The 15,921-nt window shown below is 56.6% G+C and carries 13 protein-coding genes; 8 read left to right on the top strand and 5 right to left on the bottom strand.

Annotated elements, in window-relative coordinates; genetic code table 11:
• Positions 1-198 precede the first annotated feature (198 nt).
• Both dnaK and grpE read left to right on the top strand, forming a co-directional pair.
• A complete protein-coding gene (gene dnaK, locus ACXM2N_RS10570; RefSeq protein ID WP_458488509.1) occupies positions 199-2,031 on the top strand; it encodes a molecular chaperone DnaK in 1,833 nt (610 codons plus the stop codon).
• A complete protein-coding gene (gene grpE / locus ACXM2N_RS10565; RefSeq protein ID WP_458488507.1) occupies positions 2,031-2,705 on the top strand; it encodes a nucleotide exchange factor GrpE in 675 nt (224 codons plus the stop codon). Before dnaK ends, grpE begins: the two co-directional genes overlap by 1 nt.
• A 53-nt stretch (positions 2,706-2,758) precedes the next feature.
• Here grpE and ACXM2N_RS10560 read toward each other — a convergent pair whose 3' ends face one another.
• Positions 2,759-3,370: an NAD(P)-dependent oxidoreductase gene (locus tag ACXM2N_RS10560; protein WP_458488505.1), complete on the bottom strand. Its 612-nt coding sequence runs from the start codon at positions 3,368-3,370 to the stop codon at positions 2,759-2,761.
• Positions 3,371-3,861: 491 nt separating this feature from the next.
• Between ACXM2N_RS10560 and dnaJ the strand changes: the two genes are divergently transcribed.
• Together dnaJ and ACXM2N_RS10550 are read left to right on the top strand one after the other, a co-directional pair.
• Entirely contained in the window at positions 3,862-5,037 is a 1,176-nt protein-coding gene (gene dnaJ / locus ACXM2N_RS10555) for a molecular chaperone DnaJ (RefSeq protein WP_458488503.1), read from the top strand.
• A gap of 13 nt (positions 5,038-5,050) precedes the next feature.
• Positions 5,051-5,422 (top strand): heat shock protein transcriptional repressor HspR, encoded by a 372-nt coding sequence (locus tag ACXM2N_RS10550; protein ID WP_458488501.1) that lies wholly within the window; start codon positions 5,051-5,053, stop codon positions 5,420-5,422.
• 537 nt (positions 5,423-5,959) lie between these two features.
• Here ACXM2N_RS10550 and ACXM2N_RS10545 read toward each other — a convergent pair.
• Both ACXM2N_RS10545 and ACXM2N_RS10540 read right to left on the bottom strand, forming a co-directional pair.
• Positions 5,960-7,018 (bottom strand): alpha/beta hydrolase, encoded by a 1,059-nt coding sequence (locus ACXM2N_RS10545; protein WP_458488499.1) that lies wholly within the window; start codon positions 7,016-7,018, stop codon positions 5,960-5,962.
• Entirely contained in the window at positions 7,018-7,260 is a 243-nt protein-coding gene (locus ACXM2N_RS10540) for a hypothetical protein (protein WP_458488497.1), read from the bottom strand. The genes ACXM2N_RS10545 and ACXM2N_RS10540 overlap by 1 nt, the downstream gene beginning before the upstream one ends.
• 101 nt (positions 7,261-7,361) lie before the next feature.
• Between ACXM2N_RS10540 and ACXM2N_RS10535 the strand changes: the two genes are divergently transcribed.
• Complete coding sequence (locus ACXM2N_RS10535; RefSeq protein ID WP_458488495.1) at positions 7,362-8,183, top strand: carbon-nitrogen hydrolase family protein; 822 nt, start codon at positions 7,362-7,364, stop codon at positions 8,181-8,183.
• Here ACXM2N_RS10535 and ACXM2N_RS10530 read toward each other — a convergent pair.
• Positions 8,171-9,175, bottom strand: a complete 1,005-nt coding sequence (locus tag ACXM2N_RS10530; protein WP_458488493.1) for an LLM class flavin-dependent oxidoreductase — start codon at positions 9,173-9,175, stop codon at positions 8,171-8,173. The two genes, ACXM2N_RS10535 and ACXM2N_RS10530, sit on opposite strands and share 13 nt — an antisense overlap.
• 298 nt (positions 9,176-9,473) lie before the next feature.
• Here ACXM2N_RS10530 and clpB point away from each other — a divergent pair, with 298 nt between their 5' ends.
• Positions 9,474-12,020, top strand: a complete 2,547-nt coding sequence (gene clpB, locus ACXM2N_RS10525; RefSeq protein ID WP_458488491.1) for an ATP-dependent chaperone ClpB — start codon at positions 9,474-9,476, stop codon at positions 12,018-12,020.
• Between the two features lie 214 nt (positions 12,021-12,234).
• Here the strand turns inward: clpB and ACXM2N_RS10520 are convergent, their stop codons facing one another.
• The gene (locus tag ACXM2N_RS10520) at positions 12,235-13,185 is read right to left on the bottom strand and encodes an Lrp/AsnC family transcriptional regulator (RefSeq protein ID WP_458488489.1); all 951 of its coding nucleotides are present in this window, start codon (positions 13,183-13,185) and stop codon (positions 12,235-12,237) included.
• A 111-nt stretch (positions 13,186-13,296) separates the two neighbouring features.
• Here ACXM2N_RS10520 and ACXM2N_RS10515 point away from each other — a divergent pair, with 111 nt between their 5' ends.
• Complete coding sequence (locus ACXM2N_RS10515; protein ID WP_458488487.1) at positions 13,297-14,784, top strand: MFS transporter; 1,488 nt, start codon at positions 13,297-13,299, stop codon at positions 14,782-14,784.
• 82 nt (positions 14,785-14,866) lie between these two features.
• Positions 14,867-15,841, top strand: coding sequence for an amidohydrolase family protein (locus ACXM2N_RS10510; protein WP_458488485.1), 975 nt, complete (start codon positions 14,867-14,869; stop codon positions 15,839-15,841).
• The last annotated feature ends 80 nt before the right edge of the window (positions 15,842-15,921 follow it).

Below are 15,921 nucleotides of genomic sequence, written 5' to 3'. Positions count from 1 at the left end.
ACCCTCTGAACTGCAATAATAGGATTTTTTGAAAAAAAGTTGAGTCGGGTGGGAACAACTTTTCCGGTTTGGAAGTTACATCTATTGTCAGGTTGAGTGGCACAGGCTCTAGTTCGTGAGTACTATGAATCTCGGAAGTTGAGCCGATGGCTATCAACTTGTTAAAACGAAAACAATTTACCTTTGGAGGAAATCATAATGGGACGCGCAGTAGGCATTGACCTCGGTACCACTAACTCTTGTGTAGCTGTTCTTGAGGGCGGCGAAGCTCAGGTTATCGCTAACTCTGAGGGCTCTCGCACCACCCCTTCCGTTGTTGCATTTGCAAAGAACGGCGAGGTTCTGGTGGGCCAGTCCGCTAAGAACCAGGCAGTTACCAACGTTGACCGCACCATTCGCTCCGTCAAGCGCCACATTGGCACTGACTGGACCAAGGAAATCGATGATAAGACCTACACCCCTCAGGAGATCTCCGCTCGTACGCTGATGAAGCTGAAGCGCGACGCTGAGGCTTTCTTGGGTGAAGATGTCACCGATGCCGTTATTACCGTTCCTGCTTACTTCTCCGATGCGCAGCGTCAGTCCACCAAGGACGCTGGCCAGATCGCTGGTCTCAACGTTCTGCGTATCGTTAACGAGCCAACCGCTGCAGCTCTGGCTTACGGCCTGGAAAAGGGCGAGGCTGAGCAGACCATCCTGGTATTCGACTTGGGTGGCGGCACCTTCGACGTCTCCCTGCTTGAGATTGGCGACGGCGTTGTAGAGGTCCGCGCAACCGCTGGTGACAACGAGCTCGGTGGCGATGACTGGGACAACCGCATTGTTGAGTGGCTGATTGAAAAGTTCAAGTCCTCTCACGGTGTAGATCTGTCCAAGGACAAGATGGCGGCACAGCGTCTGCGCGAGGCTGCTGAGAAGGCAAAGATTGAGCTGTCTTCTTCCCAGTCTGCAAACATCAACCTCCCTTACATCACCGTTGATGCTGAGAAGAACCCACTCTTCTTGGATGAGACCCTGTCCCGCACCGAGTTCCAGAAGATCACCAGCGATCTGCTGGACCGCACCAAGACCCCATTCAACCAGGTCATCAAGGATGCAGGCATCTCCGTCAATGACATCGACCACGTTGTCTTGGTTGGTGGTTCCACCCGTATGCCAGCAGTTTCTGAGCTGGTTAAGGAAATGACCGGTGGCCGCGAGCCAAACAAGGGCGTAAACCCAGACGAGGTTGTTGCCGTTGGTGCGGCGCTGCAGGCTGGCGTTCTGCGCGGTGAGGTCAAGGATGTTCTTCTTCTTGACGTCACCCCACTGTCCCTGGGCATCGAGACCAAGGGTGGCGTGATGACCAAGCTCATCGAGCGCAACACCACCATCCCAACCAAGCGTTCTGAGACCTTCACCACCGCAGAAGACAACCAGCCTTCTGTACAGATCCAGGTCTTCCAGGGTGAGCGCGAAATGGCTTCCGCTAACAAGCTCCTCGGCTCCTTCGAGCTGGGTGGCATCGCCCCAGCCCCACGTGGCATCCCACAGATCGAGGTCACCTTCGACATCGACGCTAACGGCATCGTCCACGTCACCGCTAAGGACAAGGGCACCGGCAAGGAAAACACCATCAAGATCCAGGACGGCTCCGGTCTGTCTCAGGAAGAGATCGATCGCATGGTCAAGGACGCTGAGGCTCACGCTGAAGAGGATAAGAAGCGCCGCGAGGAGCAGGAGACCCGTAACTCTGCTGAGTCCGTGGCTTACCAGACCCGTAAGTTCATGGAGGAGAACGGCGAGAAGCTCCCTGAGGACGTCAAGACCAAGGTTACCGAGGCTGCAGATGCCGTTGATGAAGCACTCAAGGGTGACGACATCGAGGCAATCAAGGCTGCTGTTGAGAAGCTGAACACCGAGTCCCAGGAAATGGGCAAGGCTATCTACGAGGCTGAGGCAGCTAACGCTGGTGCCGAGGGTGCAGCGGCACCACAGGATGACAACGTTGTTGACGCCGAGGTAGTCGACGAGGAAGACGAGAAGAAGTAATGACCCAAGAAAACGGTATGGCCGATAATCCAGGCGATCCACTCAACACTGATCCGGAAGCAACCTCCGCCGAGCAGGCTGAGGCTGCTGCCGAGGAGGCGCGTGAGGCCCAAGATTCTGCTGAGGAGACCGATACCGCAGACTTGGATCCTACTTTGGAATCTGACATTAACGAGGCCCTAGCTGACATCGACGCCGAATTGGCGGAGAAGGAAGCAGCCGATGAGGCACCGGCCGAGCCAACTCTCGAAGAGCAACTCGCCGAGCGCACGGAGGATCTCCAGCGCCTGTCCGCCGAGTACGCGAACTACCGTCGCCGCACCGAACGTGAGCGCAAGGTAGGCGTGGACAATGCTAAGGCGCAGGTAATCACCCAGCTCCTGCCAATTCTGGATGATATGGATTTGGCAGAAAAGCACGGTGATTTGGAAGGACCTGTCAAGGCGTTCCATGACAAGATCATCTCCATCTTCACTACCCTGAAGGTCAAGTCCTTCGGTGTGGAAGGGGACGAGTTTGATCCTGAGCGCCATGAAGCAGTCCAGGACCTCTCCTCCGGCGATGAGAAGGCTATTGGTACTGTGCTTCGCAAGGGCTACATGCTTGATGACGACCGCTTGCTCCGCACCGCCATGGTGATCATCGCGGATCCGCGCACTGAGGACGCCGAATAAGAGAATCTCCCTTCTGTCGCTTGTGAGCGGCGGAAGGGAGATTTTTTGTGCTTTTAGGAGGAAACTCCATAGGCCTTGTGAATGGTGTCATCATTCGCTAGAGCCTCCAGCATGAACTTTGCAACATCGGCACGGGGAACTGTGCCGCTCAACGTGCCCTGCTCATCTACCGTAAGAGCCTTCCATGATCCCTTGGAAGGGGCGTCTTTCAGGCCCGCTGGGCGCACGATGGTCCAATCTAGGTCGCTGACCTGGACGGCTGCTTCCTGATCGTTGTGGTCAGCGAGCGGCTTGGCCAGCATTAGCGGGGTGATGGCGCGCAGCAACGGTGGCAGCTGCTGGGTGGAATCGCCCGCCGCCAGAGAAGACTGGATGATGAGTCGGCGTGGGCCGGAGTCCTTCATGGCCTCGATGACGGCCTTGGTGATCTGGGTGCGCGGCTTGTCCGCGCCCTTTGCGCCGCCCACGGTGACAACAACGGCGTCGGTTCCAGCAATTGCATCCTTGACTACGTCGGAGTTGCTGGCGTCACCCTTAACCACCTTCGCGCCGTGGGGTGCGTTACCGGACCGCGAGATAACGGTGACGTCATGGCCCTGCTCCTGGGCGATAACCGCCAACGCTGCGCCGGTGCCCTGCGAGCCGCCAACAATTGCAATATGCATGTCAATCCTTTTTATGTGCTAGTCAATTACTTTGATGAGGTACCGTGCAGACGCTTGCAGTGGGGGTGTAAAGGCCCCACTGCCCTTAGCTCTGAGCTGGTGCCGAGTTAGGCGCCAGCGTCCACTACGTAGCCCATGTTCAGGGTAGCGCACGCTGAGACTCAGTGGTTGCCCTGCCTTTAGGGGCTGTGGTTGCACCGCGGCGAAAGGAGATGCCGTTGCTGGTTCTTGCGCGCAAACCCCACGTATCCATGCGTGCAAGTGCTGTTCAGTGTGCATGTAGGGAGTTGTTCGCGGTGCTTTTTGGGAGCACGGGCGTATAACGCTGTCAGCGAACGCAGTTAACGCCCACAACCTTTAGCCCTGTAGACTCAACTTTGTTGCGGAAGTGGGAATTTATCACTCCCGCACTTGTTGAATTAACTAGCGAAAATTATTTAGAAAACTAGGTCTCATCTGTGACATCACGGTGAGTCCGATGAGGAGAAACTATGGCGCCGAAGCAAGAATGGGCAGAAAAGGACTATTACAAAGATCTCGGGGTGAGTAAGAACGCCTCCGAGGCGGATATTAAGAAGGCTTATCGCAAGCTCGCACGCGAGAATCACCCTGACTCTCATCCGGGGGATAAGGCAGCGGAGGAGCGCTTTAAGAAGGTAGCTGAGGCATACGATGTGCTTGGTGAGCCAGCCAAGCGTAAAGAATATGACGATTTCAGGGCGATGATCTCTCGAGGTGGCTTCCCAGGTTTTGGTGGCCAGGGCGGAGGCGCCGGATTTCCCGGCGGGTTTCGCACGCAAGAGAACTTCGACTTCTCCGACATCTTTGGCGGAGGAGGCCATCAAGACGGTGGTCTTGGGGATATCTTCGGTGGCATTTTCAACCGCGGCGCTGGTCCTAGCCGCCCAACTCGGCCGACGCGAGGGGCAGACGTCGAAACGCACATCACCCTTGAATTCCGCGAAGCGGCTAAGGGAACGACGATCCCGATCCAACTAACGGGAGACGCCCCATGCAGCACCTGCCATGGCTCAGGGTCTAAGTCTGGAAAGACATCCACCTGTGGTACCTGCTCGGGTACTGGTTTCAAGAGCGAGAACCGTGGTGCCTTTGGCTTTAGCGCTCCGTGTACTGATTGTGACGGCACCGGCAAGAAGATTACGGATCCGTGCGCTGACTGCTCGGGTACGGGAACGGTGCGCCGCACCCGTTCAATTACGGTCCGCATTCCAGTGGGCGTGATTGATGGGCAAAAGGTACGCCTTGCTGGCCAAGGTGAGGCTGGCCCAAATGGTGCACCAGCTGGTGACCTCTTTGTGAACGTGCAGGTCAAGCCAGACAAGGTGTTCACACGCGATGGTGACAATCTTGAGGTTGAGGTTCCCGTCTCCTTTGCGGAACTTGCCCTAGGTGACACCATCTCCGTTCCTACCTTGGATCAGGCTGTACGACTTAAGATCCCAGCTGGCACCCCGGATGGCCGGGTGCTCCGCGTCCGCGGCCGAGGCATTGCTAAGCGAAACGGCAAAGCCGGTGACCTATTGGTCAAGGTCAAGGCCACGGTTCCGTCTTCGCTCGACGCGGCTGCAATGTCTGCACTGCGTGCGTATGCTCAGGCGGAGAAGGACTCTGGTTTCGATCCACGAGCAGGCTGGGCAGGAAACTAAGTGAGGTGAAACAATGGCTTCTGATGATAAAGACGAGGTCTTTGTGATCTCGGTGGCAGCTGAACTTGCGGGCATGCATGCGCAGACTCTGCGCACCTATGACCGCATGGGGTTGGTTACCCCACAGCGCACTCGCGGTGGTGGTCGCAGGTATTCGCGTCATGACGTGGAGATGCTGCGTACCGTCCAACGGCTCTCCCAAGAAGACGGCGTTAACTTGGCGGGCATTAAGGAAATTCTTGAGCTTAAGAATGAGAATGCTCGCCTGCGTGAGGAGCTCGAAGAGTTGCGCCGCAAAGCAGCACGCCCGCGTGGTGAAATCGTCCACGTCCCACGCTCAACCGCAGTAGTGATGTGGGAACCGCGCAGAGGTAAGCGCAGATAGCTCGACCTAACGTGGAGCCGGCCCCCGTTCATAAGCGTGAACGGGGGCTTTGGCGTTGGTTGACGCTGGTGGCTGCGAACACCCCTGGCGCACACTCCCTTTGAGTACGTCAGCTTAAAGCTGAACGCCGCGATGATCTCCCAATGTCGAAGCACTGCTCACGGAATGCATACCTGGTGCCTACCCCCGCTGCAGTGTTGGTTAGCAGATTTGTTGTGCTCCACTTAGCAGACATTCAGGCAGCATGATTGGGTGTGGTTAAAATCGTGCAAATTTTTAGCCCGCTTACACCCGTAAAAGTAAAGGTGGATCACGTACCTAGCTCAGGCTAGTCTTGTGCTCGCGCAGTGTTGTGGGTCACAAAAGAGGCCGGTGCGGTTATCCGCGCGTACCTACGTTGTTGCGGGTGCGGTCGCTGCACTAAGTATCCAGTGCACGCCAGGTTTGGCCCACGCCGGCAGTTAGTCACTGGCTAGTTTTGGTCTTCCCACCAGGTGATGGTGGGATGTGAGCCCCGCTACCTTTTTGGGTTCCCTTTCACCCCATGGCGTTCGAGGTAGCGGGGCTTTTTACGCGCTCACGAAACTCGGGATTATTCAGGTAATCCGAGTGGCCGCCGCTGAAACGCCATTGCTCATAACGGGGATTAAGTGCGGGGTCCTCCCCGTGGATGGCAACGCGGTTGGTTGTGGTGAACGTGATCAGGTCAGCGTCCGTGAGTGCCACAACCACGCGATCGTTCTTGAGGTCCTTGGGCACGCCAGGGCTGCCGGCCAGAATCAGCGTATCTGCGGCAAGGCTGCTTTCCGACGCCGCGTGGCCCGCCACCACGGAACCGTAGCTATGGCCGATCACGGTGAGCTCCGCGTCGGTTCGCGCCCGCAGTGCATCCTGAAATGCGTGCAGGTTCTCGCCGCCTACGGCGGCGGGTTGGGTTGCAACACCTGCGGGCAAAGATGCGGGCGGGGTGTAGCCAAACCACATGATGGTGGCGCCACCTGAATGAAAGTCCTTGGCCACGGAGGCGTACGTGTCCCATTGCGAACCAACACCGGGGATGATGGTGGTGATGTGGTCGGCGGAGTCAATATCGCCGAACGCCAGCACCATAGTGTTCTCGCTGACCTCGAGCAGAGTGGCGTCAGGATGGCGCGCCAGGATAGTGCGTACTTCCTCTGGTGCTCTGATGCTATTGAACTCATGGATCTCTTGGGACGTGAGCGAGGAGAAGTCTGCGAGTCCAAAGTCTGCATCGCTTTGTTCCGTGCACAGCGCAAGGATGGCGCGTGAACAGGCGAAATCAAGAACGCGTCCCATGGACTGGACGTCACGTACTAGGGCAGAGGCGAGGATGCTGCGGTCGAACAGCGTGTTGAGCAGATCCACGCTCTCTGCAGTGAGATTGAGGATAGTTACTGCTCGGTGCAGGCGGTCTTCTGGCGTGTGATCAAGGAGTCTAGTGAAGCGGCTGAGGGCTGCTGCGAAACTCTCGCCCACGGTGTCGGACAGTATCGCGGTGACGTGGGCGGACTGTTGATCGAGTTCAGCAAGCGATGATGCCCGCCATTGTGGAAGTAAAGCTGCTTGTGTACGCATTAGCCCTCCAACGCTCGGGCTAAACGATGGTCGATTTCCTCGAAGGTGCGTCCAAGCTTGCGCACTTCGTGCACATGCTGATCAATGTGGCGTGCGCGGAGGCGCTGGGCGGAGGAGGTGACGCGTATCAGTTCCTCTACTGCCTCGGCGGTCAGTGATGGGCCTAATGTATTGGCGCACCCCGGCGAGGTGAGGACGCAGGACAGTTGTGAGATGGCTGTGGGGGAGAATTGGATAGTCATGGTCCCACAATGACGCAGAATCCATCCCTGATCAATCGTGGCCTCAAAACCCTGTGGATAAATTACTGGCGGGCCAGAAGTTATCCACATACGCTGGTGACATGCGTATTGGATTAGCACAAATTACAACAACAGGTGATAAAGAGGCCAACCTCGTGGAGGTTCACAAGGCCGTTTCCTCGGCGGCGGAAAGAAACGCTGAGCTGTTAGTTTTCCCTGAAGGCACCATGCAGGGTTTTGGCACCGGCCGCTTAGATGAGCAAGCGGAGGAACTGGATGGTGAGTTTGTGAGCACCATTCAGTCACTTGCGGATGAGCACAACATGGCCATTGTGGCAGGCATCTTTACCCCAGCGGACACCGTGGTCAAGGGTGACAAGGAGATCAACCGCATTCACAACGTGGCGATCGCAGCGATTCCTGGTGAAAGCTTGGTCCATTACAACAAGATCCACACCTTTGATGCCTACGGATACAAGGAATCAGACACCGTAAAGCCAGGCGATAAGTTGGTGAAATTCGATTATCGTGGCATCACCTTCGGCCTAGCAGTCTGCTACGACATCCGTTTCCCACAGCAGTTTAGGGAACTTGCGCGTGCGGGTGCGCAAGCGGTGATCGTGCCCACTAGTTGGGCGGATGGCGAAGGCAAACTAGTGCAGTGGCGTGCGTTGGCCAAGGCGCGCGCACTAGATTCCACCACGTACGTCATCGCGTGCGACCAATCGCCTGCGCAGGATAAGCGCTCCGAGGGTGCGCCCACCGGAATTGGACACTCCATCATTGCTGATCCACAGGGTGAGACACTCGCGGAACTGGGTGATGAAGTGGAGGTTGCGGTCTTTGATATTGACATTGATGTGACCAAGGACCGCGAGTCCCTTCCGGTTCTGGAGTATCCAGAAAACAACTACGAATTCTGAAGCGCTGGGGCCACGTACTCGGCAAAGTCAGCGAGAATCTTGGTGTTGATATCGCAGCCAGCTTGGTTAGGAATGGTCAGCATCAAGGTGTCTGCCTCCATGAGAGCAGGGTCAGCCTTGAGCTGTTCAATCAGGACGTCCGGCTCGGCCGCATAGGTGCGTCCGAAGGTGACGTATCGGCCCTCCCCCAAGGTGCCGATCTGATCCGTTGAGGATCCCTGCGCACCAAACAGCCGGCGAGACTGCTCATCCACGATAGGGAAGATCGTACGAGAAACTGACACCCGTGGTTCGAAGTCACCCTCCCATGCGTCCTTGAAGGCGCGGATCTGGTCTAGCTGAACTTCGCCCAGAGTACGGCCATCGGCTTCAGAAACCAGGGTGGAGCTCATCAGGTTCACGCCGTTCTTAGCGGCGCGCACCGCGCTTTCGATGGTGCCTGCTCCCCACCATATGCGCTGCTGAAGGCCAGGGGAATGGGGCATGATAGGCAGTGGCGCGCCAGCTGGGTAGGTATGCGGTGGGTACTGGTCCTGCGCGGCGCGGGTGACCGGCTCGCCCTTAATGGCGGCCATGAACTGGTGGAACTTCTCATATGCCATGTCGGAGCCGTTAGGGGCCTGAGCATCGTAACCGAATGCCTCCCAGCCTTTGTCGGCAAGCTCCGGCGCGCCGCGGGAGACGCCTAAGGCGACGCGGCCGTCGGCGATCATGTCGAGAGCCGCGGCCTCCTCTGCCAAGTGCAGCGGGTTTTCGTAACGCATGTCAATGACGCCTGTGCCCACCTCAATACGTTTGGTTCGTGCTGCCACCGCAGACAACATTGGCATGGCGGCAGCGCCCTGTGCGGCGAAGTGGTGGACGCGGAAATATGCTCCGTCAACGCCCAGCTCATCTGCGTTAACGGCAAGCTCCAGCTGATCGTGGAGGCTGTCGCGTGCGCTCATGCCGTGGCCGTAGTGGCCAAAACTCAGGAAACCAAACTTCTTCATAGGGACCGATCCTATGTTGACGCGTCACTATTCTCAAAAGGAAGCACTGGTGTTTCTTGGTGATCGCCGTGGCGGAACAGGGGTGCCGGCGCAGAGGAAGTGTGTCTCCTTAAGGCGGGTAAATCTGCAGGTTAGGGTCGAGGTATACGCACTTCAGAGGCAAGTGGGGATTGGTTTTTTAAGAATTTCAAAGTTGAGTGGAACAAACTCAACTTGTGGTGCGTTGGGGTAGATGTAAGCGCATAGAATTAAGCGCCATAGACTCAACAATAAAACGCATTTATTAAGGAGAAGAGAAGTGTCGAGCTTCAACCCAACCACCAAGACCCAAGAGGCTCTGCAGGTCGCGTTGCAGAACGCTTCCGCTAAGGGAAATCCTGATATCCGCCCTGAGCACTTGCTTTCGGCAATTCTTAGCCAAGAGGATGGCATTGCGGTCCCAGTTCTGCGTGCAACGGGAGTGGATCCAGATATTGTGCGCAAGGAAGCTGATGAGCTTATTTCCAAGTTGCCATCGGCTGAGGGTTCGGGCATGGCCAACCCAAACTTTAACCGTGATGCGCTCAACGTGTTCACTGCAGCTCAGGAGCTTGCGGGGGAGCTTGGTGATGAGTACGTCTCCACCGAGGTCATGCTTGCCGCGATCTCGCGTGGCAAGGGTGACGCAGCTACGCTTCTGACCAAGCGCGGAGCCACGTATGACGTGATCAAGGGCGTATTCCCTTCCGTGCGTGGCAATAAGAAGGTCACCACCGAGTCCCCAGAGGATCAGTTCCAAGCCCTGGAGAAGTACTCCACGGACCTCACTGCTCGCGCACGCGAGGGCAAGATTGACCCCGTGATCGGCCGTGACTCTGAGATTCGTCGCGTGGTTCAGGTTCTTTCTCGCCGTACTAAGAACAACCCTGTGCTCATTGGTGAGCCTGGTGTTGGTAAGACGGCGATTGTTGAGGGCCTCGCCCGACGTATCGTCGCCGGGGACGTTCCGGAGTCACTGAAAGGCAAGACCCTCATTAGCTTGGATCTTGGCTCCATGGTGGCCGGTGCCAAGTACCGCGGCGAATTTGAGGAGCGACTCAAGGCTGTTCTGGATGAGATCAAGTCCGCTGAGGGTGAGATTATTACCTTCATTGATGAGCTGCACACCATCGTCGGCGCCGGCGCTACCGGCGACTCCGCTATGGATGCGGGCAACATGATCAAGCCGTTGCTTGCGCGTGGCGAGCTGCGATTGGTTGGCGCTACCACCTTGGACGAGTACCGCAAGTACATCGAGAAGGATGCTGCCCTTGAGCGTCGTTTCCAGCAGGTTTTCGTGGGTGAGCCTTCCGTAGAGGATGCGGTGGGTATCCTGCGTGGTTTGAAGGAACGCTACGAGGTTCACCATGGTGTTCGTATTCAGGACTCCGCGCTGGTTGCGGCGGCCACGCTGTCTGACCGCTACATCACCTCCCGTTTCCTGCCGGACAAGGCAATTGACTTGGTGGATGAGGCTGCTTCTCGCCTGCGCATGGAGATTGACTCCTCCCCGCAGGAGATCGACGAGCTCGAGCGTGTTGTTCGTCGTCTCGACATTGAGGAGATGGCTCTTGCCAAGGAGTCTGATGCCGCGTCGAAGGAGCGCCTGGCCAAGCTGCGCCAGGAGCTTGCCGATGAGCGAGAGCGCCTCGGCGAACTGAAGGCTCGGTGGAACAATGAGAAGAACTCCATTGATAAGGTCCGCCAGGCCAAGGAGGAGCTGGAGAAGCTCCGCCAGGAGTCAGAGATCGCTGAGCGCGATGGAGACTACGGCAAGGTAGCGGAGCTGCGCTATGGCCGCATCCCTGAGCTGGAGAAGGAAGTAGCTGAGGCTGAAACCAAGGCCCACTCCACCATGGTTGAGGAGGAGGTAACCCCTGACACCATCGCTGAAGTGGTCTCCGCGTGGACCGGTATCCCAGCAGGCAAGATGCTCCAGGGTGAGACTGAGAAGCTGCTCAACATGGAAGGCGAGCTGGGCAAGCGCGTGGTTGGCCAGATGGATGCCGTGACGGCGGTCTCGGACGCAGTGCGCCGTTCCCGTGCGGGCGTAGCTGACCCTAATAGGCCAATCGGCTCTTTCCTCTTCCTCGGCCCAACGGGTGTGGGTAAGACGGAGCTTGCGAAAGCCGTGGCTGAGTTCATGTTCGATGATGAGCGCGCGATGGTGCGCATCGACATGTCCGAGTTTGGTGAGAAGCACTCGGTGGCACGCTTGGTTGGTGCCCCTCCGGGATACGTCGGCTACGACCAGGGTGGCCAGCTCACGGAGGCTGTTCGCCGCAGGCCGTACACCGTCGTGCTTTTCGACGAGGTTGAGAAGGCACATCCGGACGTATTCGACATCCTCCTGCAGGTACTCGATGAGGGGCGTCTCACCGACGGCCAAGGCCGCACGGTGGACTTCCGCAACACCGTTTTGATCCTCACCTCCAACCTTGGTGCCGGCGGCACCAATGAGGAAATGATGGACGCGGTAAAGCGAGCCTTCAAGCCTGAGTTTGTCAACCGCTTGGATGACGTTGTGATCTTCGATCCGCTCTCACCAGAGCAGCTGACCAGCATTGTCGATATCCAACTGGGTGATCTTGCCAACCGCTTGGCTTCGCGCCGACTCCACCTGAACGTCTCCGATACCGCTAAGAGCTGGTTGGGCGAGCGAGGCTACGAGCCTGCGTACGGTGCTCGTCCGCTGCGTCGCCTCATCCAGCAAGCTATCGGTGACCAGCTGGCGAAGAAGCTTCTGGCAGGCGACATCCGTGATGGTGACACCGTGCACGTGGACGTAGAAGATGGCGGCGAGTCCCTGTACATTAACGCCCAGTAGAGGTCCCGCTCGGAATAGGGTGCTTTCCACCCCGTTATCACTTTCCGCCCACGCAGCAAGGTGATGCGGAGGGGTATCGCACCTAGTGAAGTGCAGCCGACTGACGTAAACCGTCAGTCGGCTGTTTCTGTTGCTGACGCTTCCGTAGGCCAGTAGGTGAGTTATGGGGGACTTCCGTCAGAACGCTGAGCAGAAGAGGGGTGAATCTGTACTTTTAGGACGCAGCAAGATGGATAACTTGCCCCATGGGGATGGTTTCCACCGCCGTTATGCTGCCAGCATCAATCCCCATGTCGCGCGCAGTAGGGGAATTCACCAGCTCGTCCAAGAAAGTCATAACGTCCGCTGATTCCTGCACCACAATGTTGGCGTAGAGCTGGCAGGATCCGCTGGTTGCCCCCACAAACCGTGTTTGAGGCAACGAGTACAGAAGTCTTCCCAGCTGTTGTATAGCTCCCGGATGCACGCTCAACCATAGGTTGAAGTCACCGAAGGTGTTCAAAAATGAAGGGTGAACGTTGGTTTCAAAAAACAGAATGCCCGCCTCGATGAGTTTCCGGCGATGGCGTGACACGGTGGCGGGGTCCACTCTTAGTTGTTGGGCGAGGTCGGTTGCGGAAATGCGGCCATCTTTTGCGTATGCCTCCAAGACCAACTGATCTAGCTCATCAAGGCGGTCATGGCTCGAGGTCACCACGCCCTCATCGCTCCAAACGTGGAGCAATTGGTGTACCCGTACGTCACGGGCAGGAACCGTGGAATACAGGCCGTGTAGGAGATCGTTGTGATCGAATCCCGCGGTAACGCTGCCGCACAGCAACTCACCCCGATCCAAGGAGTATCGGAGCCAGCGGGTGGTGTCTAACCGTTGGAGTTTTAGCGCTAAGGCATCAAGTTTTTGGGGGGATCCACTGATGCGGAACAGCCACGCTAATCGTCCGCCAAAGCTAGGAAGCGTACGGCCGACTACCCTAATCACGCCGCGGCGGCGTAGCACCTCAAAACGGCGGGCAACGGTGCGAGCGCTGACGTGTGTCTCTTCTGCGATAGTGGAGAAAGGTGCCTCGGGCTGGCGAATCAGGGCAGTCACGATAGCGCGATCCAGATTATCTAGCCGTGTCTCATCAAGCGCAATGGGTGACGCCTGATTGTCGAAAGAAACCATAAAATACCTCGATTTGTCAGATTCCTGCATAGATTGTCAGATTCAGCATATCTTTGCCTAGTATCTTCACACATCTTCAACACATTGTAGAAAAGTAGAACAAGGATCGAGATGAGCCAGGGAAAAGATTCCGTACGCACTGAAGTGCGCAACGAGCAGCATCAGGCTGCCGATAAGGCCAAAGCTAAACCACACGACGGTGTTCCTCCACGTAATAACTCACTTGTCGCCGTGGCGGCATTTTCGTGTTTAGTGGTTACGTTGCTGCAGTCTCTTGTTATTCCGGCAATACCAATGCTTCCTGCGGAACTGGGAACTGACCAAACCACTATGTCCTGGGCCGTGACTGCAACCCTGCTTACTGGTGCAATTGCTACCCCGGTTATTGGTCGCTTGGGAGACTTGTACTCACGCCGCTGGTTGATGATTATGACGATGGGTATCGTCTTAGTCGGCTCCATCATTGCTCCGCTGGGCGGCGTGACCACGCTCATTCTTGGCCGAGCACTCCAGGGCGTAGGCACCGCGCTGGTACCAGTAGCTATGGCTGAGATGCGCCACAGCCTTCACGGGCATCACCTTGGTGGTGCGTTGGCCTTGCTCAGCGCCATGCTCGGTGTCGGTGGCGGCCTGGGCATCCCGCTCGGAGGCGTTTTGCTCTCAGCCTTCGGCTGGGAATCTATGTTCTGGTTCGCTGCCGTGCTTTCCGCCGTATCTGCTGTAGCTATTTTTAAGATCATCCCTGAAGACAAGGGTTCTCATGACGGACGCTTTGATGTGCCAGGTGCGATCCTGCTGGCGTTCGGTCTGACTGCTACGCTGACCGCAGTGTCCCAGGGCGCTGCGTGGGGCTGGGGAAGCGGACTGGTACTAGGCCTGTTTGCTGCAGGATTCGTATTCTTCGGTCTGTGGGCGGTATACGAACTGCGTCAAGATTCTCCATTGGTGAATCTGCGTACCACGTTTGATCGCCCAGTATTGCTGGTTGATATCGCCGCCCTGACCTTCGGTCTGATGATGTTTACCAACCTGCTGCTGACTACTCTGGAGCTTCAGAACCCAGTCTCTGAGGACGGATTTGGCTGGTCACCAACCGCTGCAGGTCTTGCCATGTTGCCATCGGCTGTGCTGATGTTCTTTGTCACCCCAATTAGCTCCCGATTGGATCGCTCCTTCGGTCCACGATCAGTACTGCTTGCTGGTGCCGCAGTGGTAACCATTGGTTACATTCTGCGTATAGCGTGGGCTCCATCCGGTGTATGGATTTTGGTATGGGCCACTGTCATTTCTATTGGTATTGGTATTGGTTACGCTGGCCTTCCAATGGTCATCGTTGAATACGCGCCAGCTCATGAAACTGGCTCCGCCAACGCGGTCAATGCCCTGATGCGCTCCATCGGAATGTCGTTGTCGTCTGCAATCGTGGCAGCTATTACGGCGGCTCTCGCAGTCTCCTACAGTGGCCGTTCAGTGCCGTCGGCTACTGCCTTGGTTGTCATTGCTGGAATCGGTATCGGACTGGGTCTTGTTACGATCGTGCTATCCCTGCAAGCCCGCCACTCAGATGAATCAATTTTCAATGGTCTAAAAGCTCGCTAAACAGAGGTTTAGGGGCCGTTGAAGTGATGCGGCGCCCGCAGCAAGAGCCCAGTCTCTGACGTTTAGTAGAAAGGACACTTAGATGCATCAAACAGATCGACCTACAGCAATCGATACTCATGCTCACGTATTTCCATCCTTCTACCTGGATTTTCTCACCCAGCATGGTCTAAGTGAGAGCGAGGTGGCCATTGCTCGGAATCTCAACGCGGATTCCACCGATGAAGACTTGTCCAAGCGCCTCGAATGGATGGATAAAGCGGGTGTGAAGGCACAAATCATTGCGGTAACCCCTCAGAGTCCTTACCTTCCAGAATCCAAGTATTCTGCGCAGGCAGCGACGATGATTAATGACGAGTACGCCCGAATTCTCTCCGAATATCCCGATCGTTTCTACGCCTACGGAGCCCTTCCGCTTCCTCACGTTGAGGCCTCGGTGGCTGAAGTAGAAAGAATCTTCTCTGAGACCGGTTTTGTGGGAGTATCCATATCCACCATCATCGGTGACGGTGTGTACCTGAACGACTCCCGATTGGACCCAGTGTGGGAAGCACTGAATGACAAAAACGCCGTTGTTAACATCCATCCAACTGGGTGCGGCGCTGATTCCACCATGCTGGCTAACGCAGATCTGCACTGGGTAAATGGCGCTCCTGTTGAAGACGCCACTGCAACTTTGCAGCTGCTTAAAGCAGATGTTCCGGGCCGCTTCCCCAATATCACATTCCACATCGCTCACCTGGGTGGAGACCTCCCATTCCTAACGCAGCGCATTGAGGATAACTACGAGGACTGGGACGCGTTTCCATCCTCACCGAGGGCGCAGCTGAAGAAGATGTACTTCGACGCGGCGAACTTCTACGAACCCTCACTGCGCCTCGCTGCTGAGACCTTCGGGTTCACGCAGATTATGGGAGGCTCTGACTTCCCATACTTCCAGGAGGAGAAGTACGTCCGAGCTTTTGATTACATCCGCGGTTCGCAGCTGTCTTCCGATGAGATAGAGGCAATCTTGGCCGGTAACGCTACGCGCCTCTACGATCGCCTGCCGCGCTGATCACAGGGTGAACCGTTCCCCAATTGTTGGGCTGCAATTTAGCACCGACTATTGGGGAACATTTTTATGCGCTTAGAACA

It is taken from the genome of Corynebacterium sp. ZY180755, from assembly GCF_054331495.1.
The sequence above is the reverse complement of the archived record's forward strand: the minus strand, read 5'-3'. Positions and strand labels throughout refer to the sequence as shown.

Coding starts and splice junctions, on each gene's coding strand:
- ACXM2N_RS10535 (WP_458488495.1), top strand. CDS start 7,362: ATGCGTATTGGATTAGCACAAATTACAACAACAGGTGATAAAGAGGCC.
- grpE (WP_458488507.1), top strand. CDS start 2,031: ATGACCCAAGAAAACGGTATGGCCGATAATCCAGGCGATCCACTCAAC.
- ACXM2N_RS10540 (WP_458488497.1), bottom strand. CDS start 7,260: ATGACTATCCAATTCTCCCCCACAGCCATCTCACAACTGTCCTGCGTC.
- ACXM2N_RS10545 (WP_458488499.1), bottom strand. CDS start 7,018: ATGCGTACACAAGCAGCTTTACTTCCACAATGGCGGGCATCATCGCTT.
- dnaK (WP_458488509.1), top strand. CDS start 199: ATGGGACGCGCAGTAGGCATTGACCTCGGTACCACTAACTCTTGTGTA.
- ACXM2N_RS10515 (WP_458488487.1), top strand. CDS start 13,297: ATGAGCCAGGGAAAAGATTCCGTACGCACTGAAGTGCGCAACGAGCAG.
- ACXM2N_RS10510 (WP_458488485.1), top strand. CDS start 14,867: ATGCATCAAACAGATCGACCTACAGCAATCGATACTCATGCTCACGTA.
- ACXM2N_RS10530 (WP_458488493.1), bottom strand. CDS start 9,175: ATGAAGAAGTTTGGTTTCCTGAGTTTTGGCCACTACGGCCACGGCATG.
- dnaJ (WP_458488503.1), top strand. CDS start 3,862: ATGGCGCCGAAGCAAGAATGGGCAGAAAAGGACTATTACAAAGATCTC.
- ACXM2N_RS10560 (WP_458488505.1), bottom strand. CDS start 3,370: ATGCATATTGCAATTGTTGGCGGCTCGCAGGGCACCGGCGCAGCGTTG.
- ACXM2N_RS10550 (WP_458488501.1), top strand. CDS start 5,051: ATGGCTTCTGATGATAAAGACGAGGTCTTTGTGATCTCGGTGGCAGCT.
- ACXM2N_RS10520 (WP_458488489.1), bottom strand. CDS start 13,185: ATGGTTTCTTTCGACAATCAGGCGTCACCCATTGCGCTTGATGAGACA.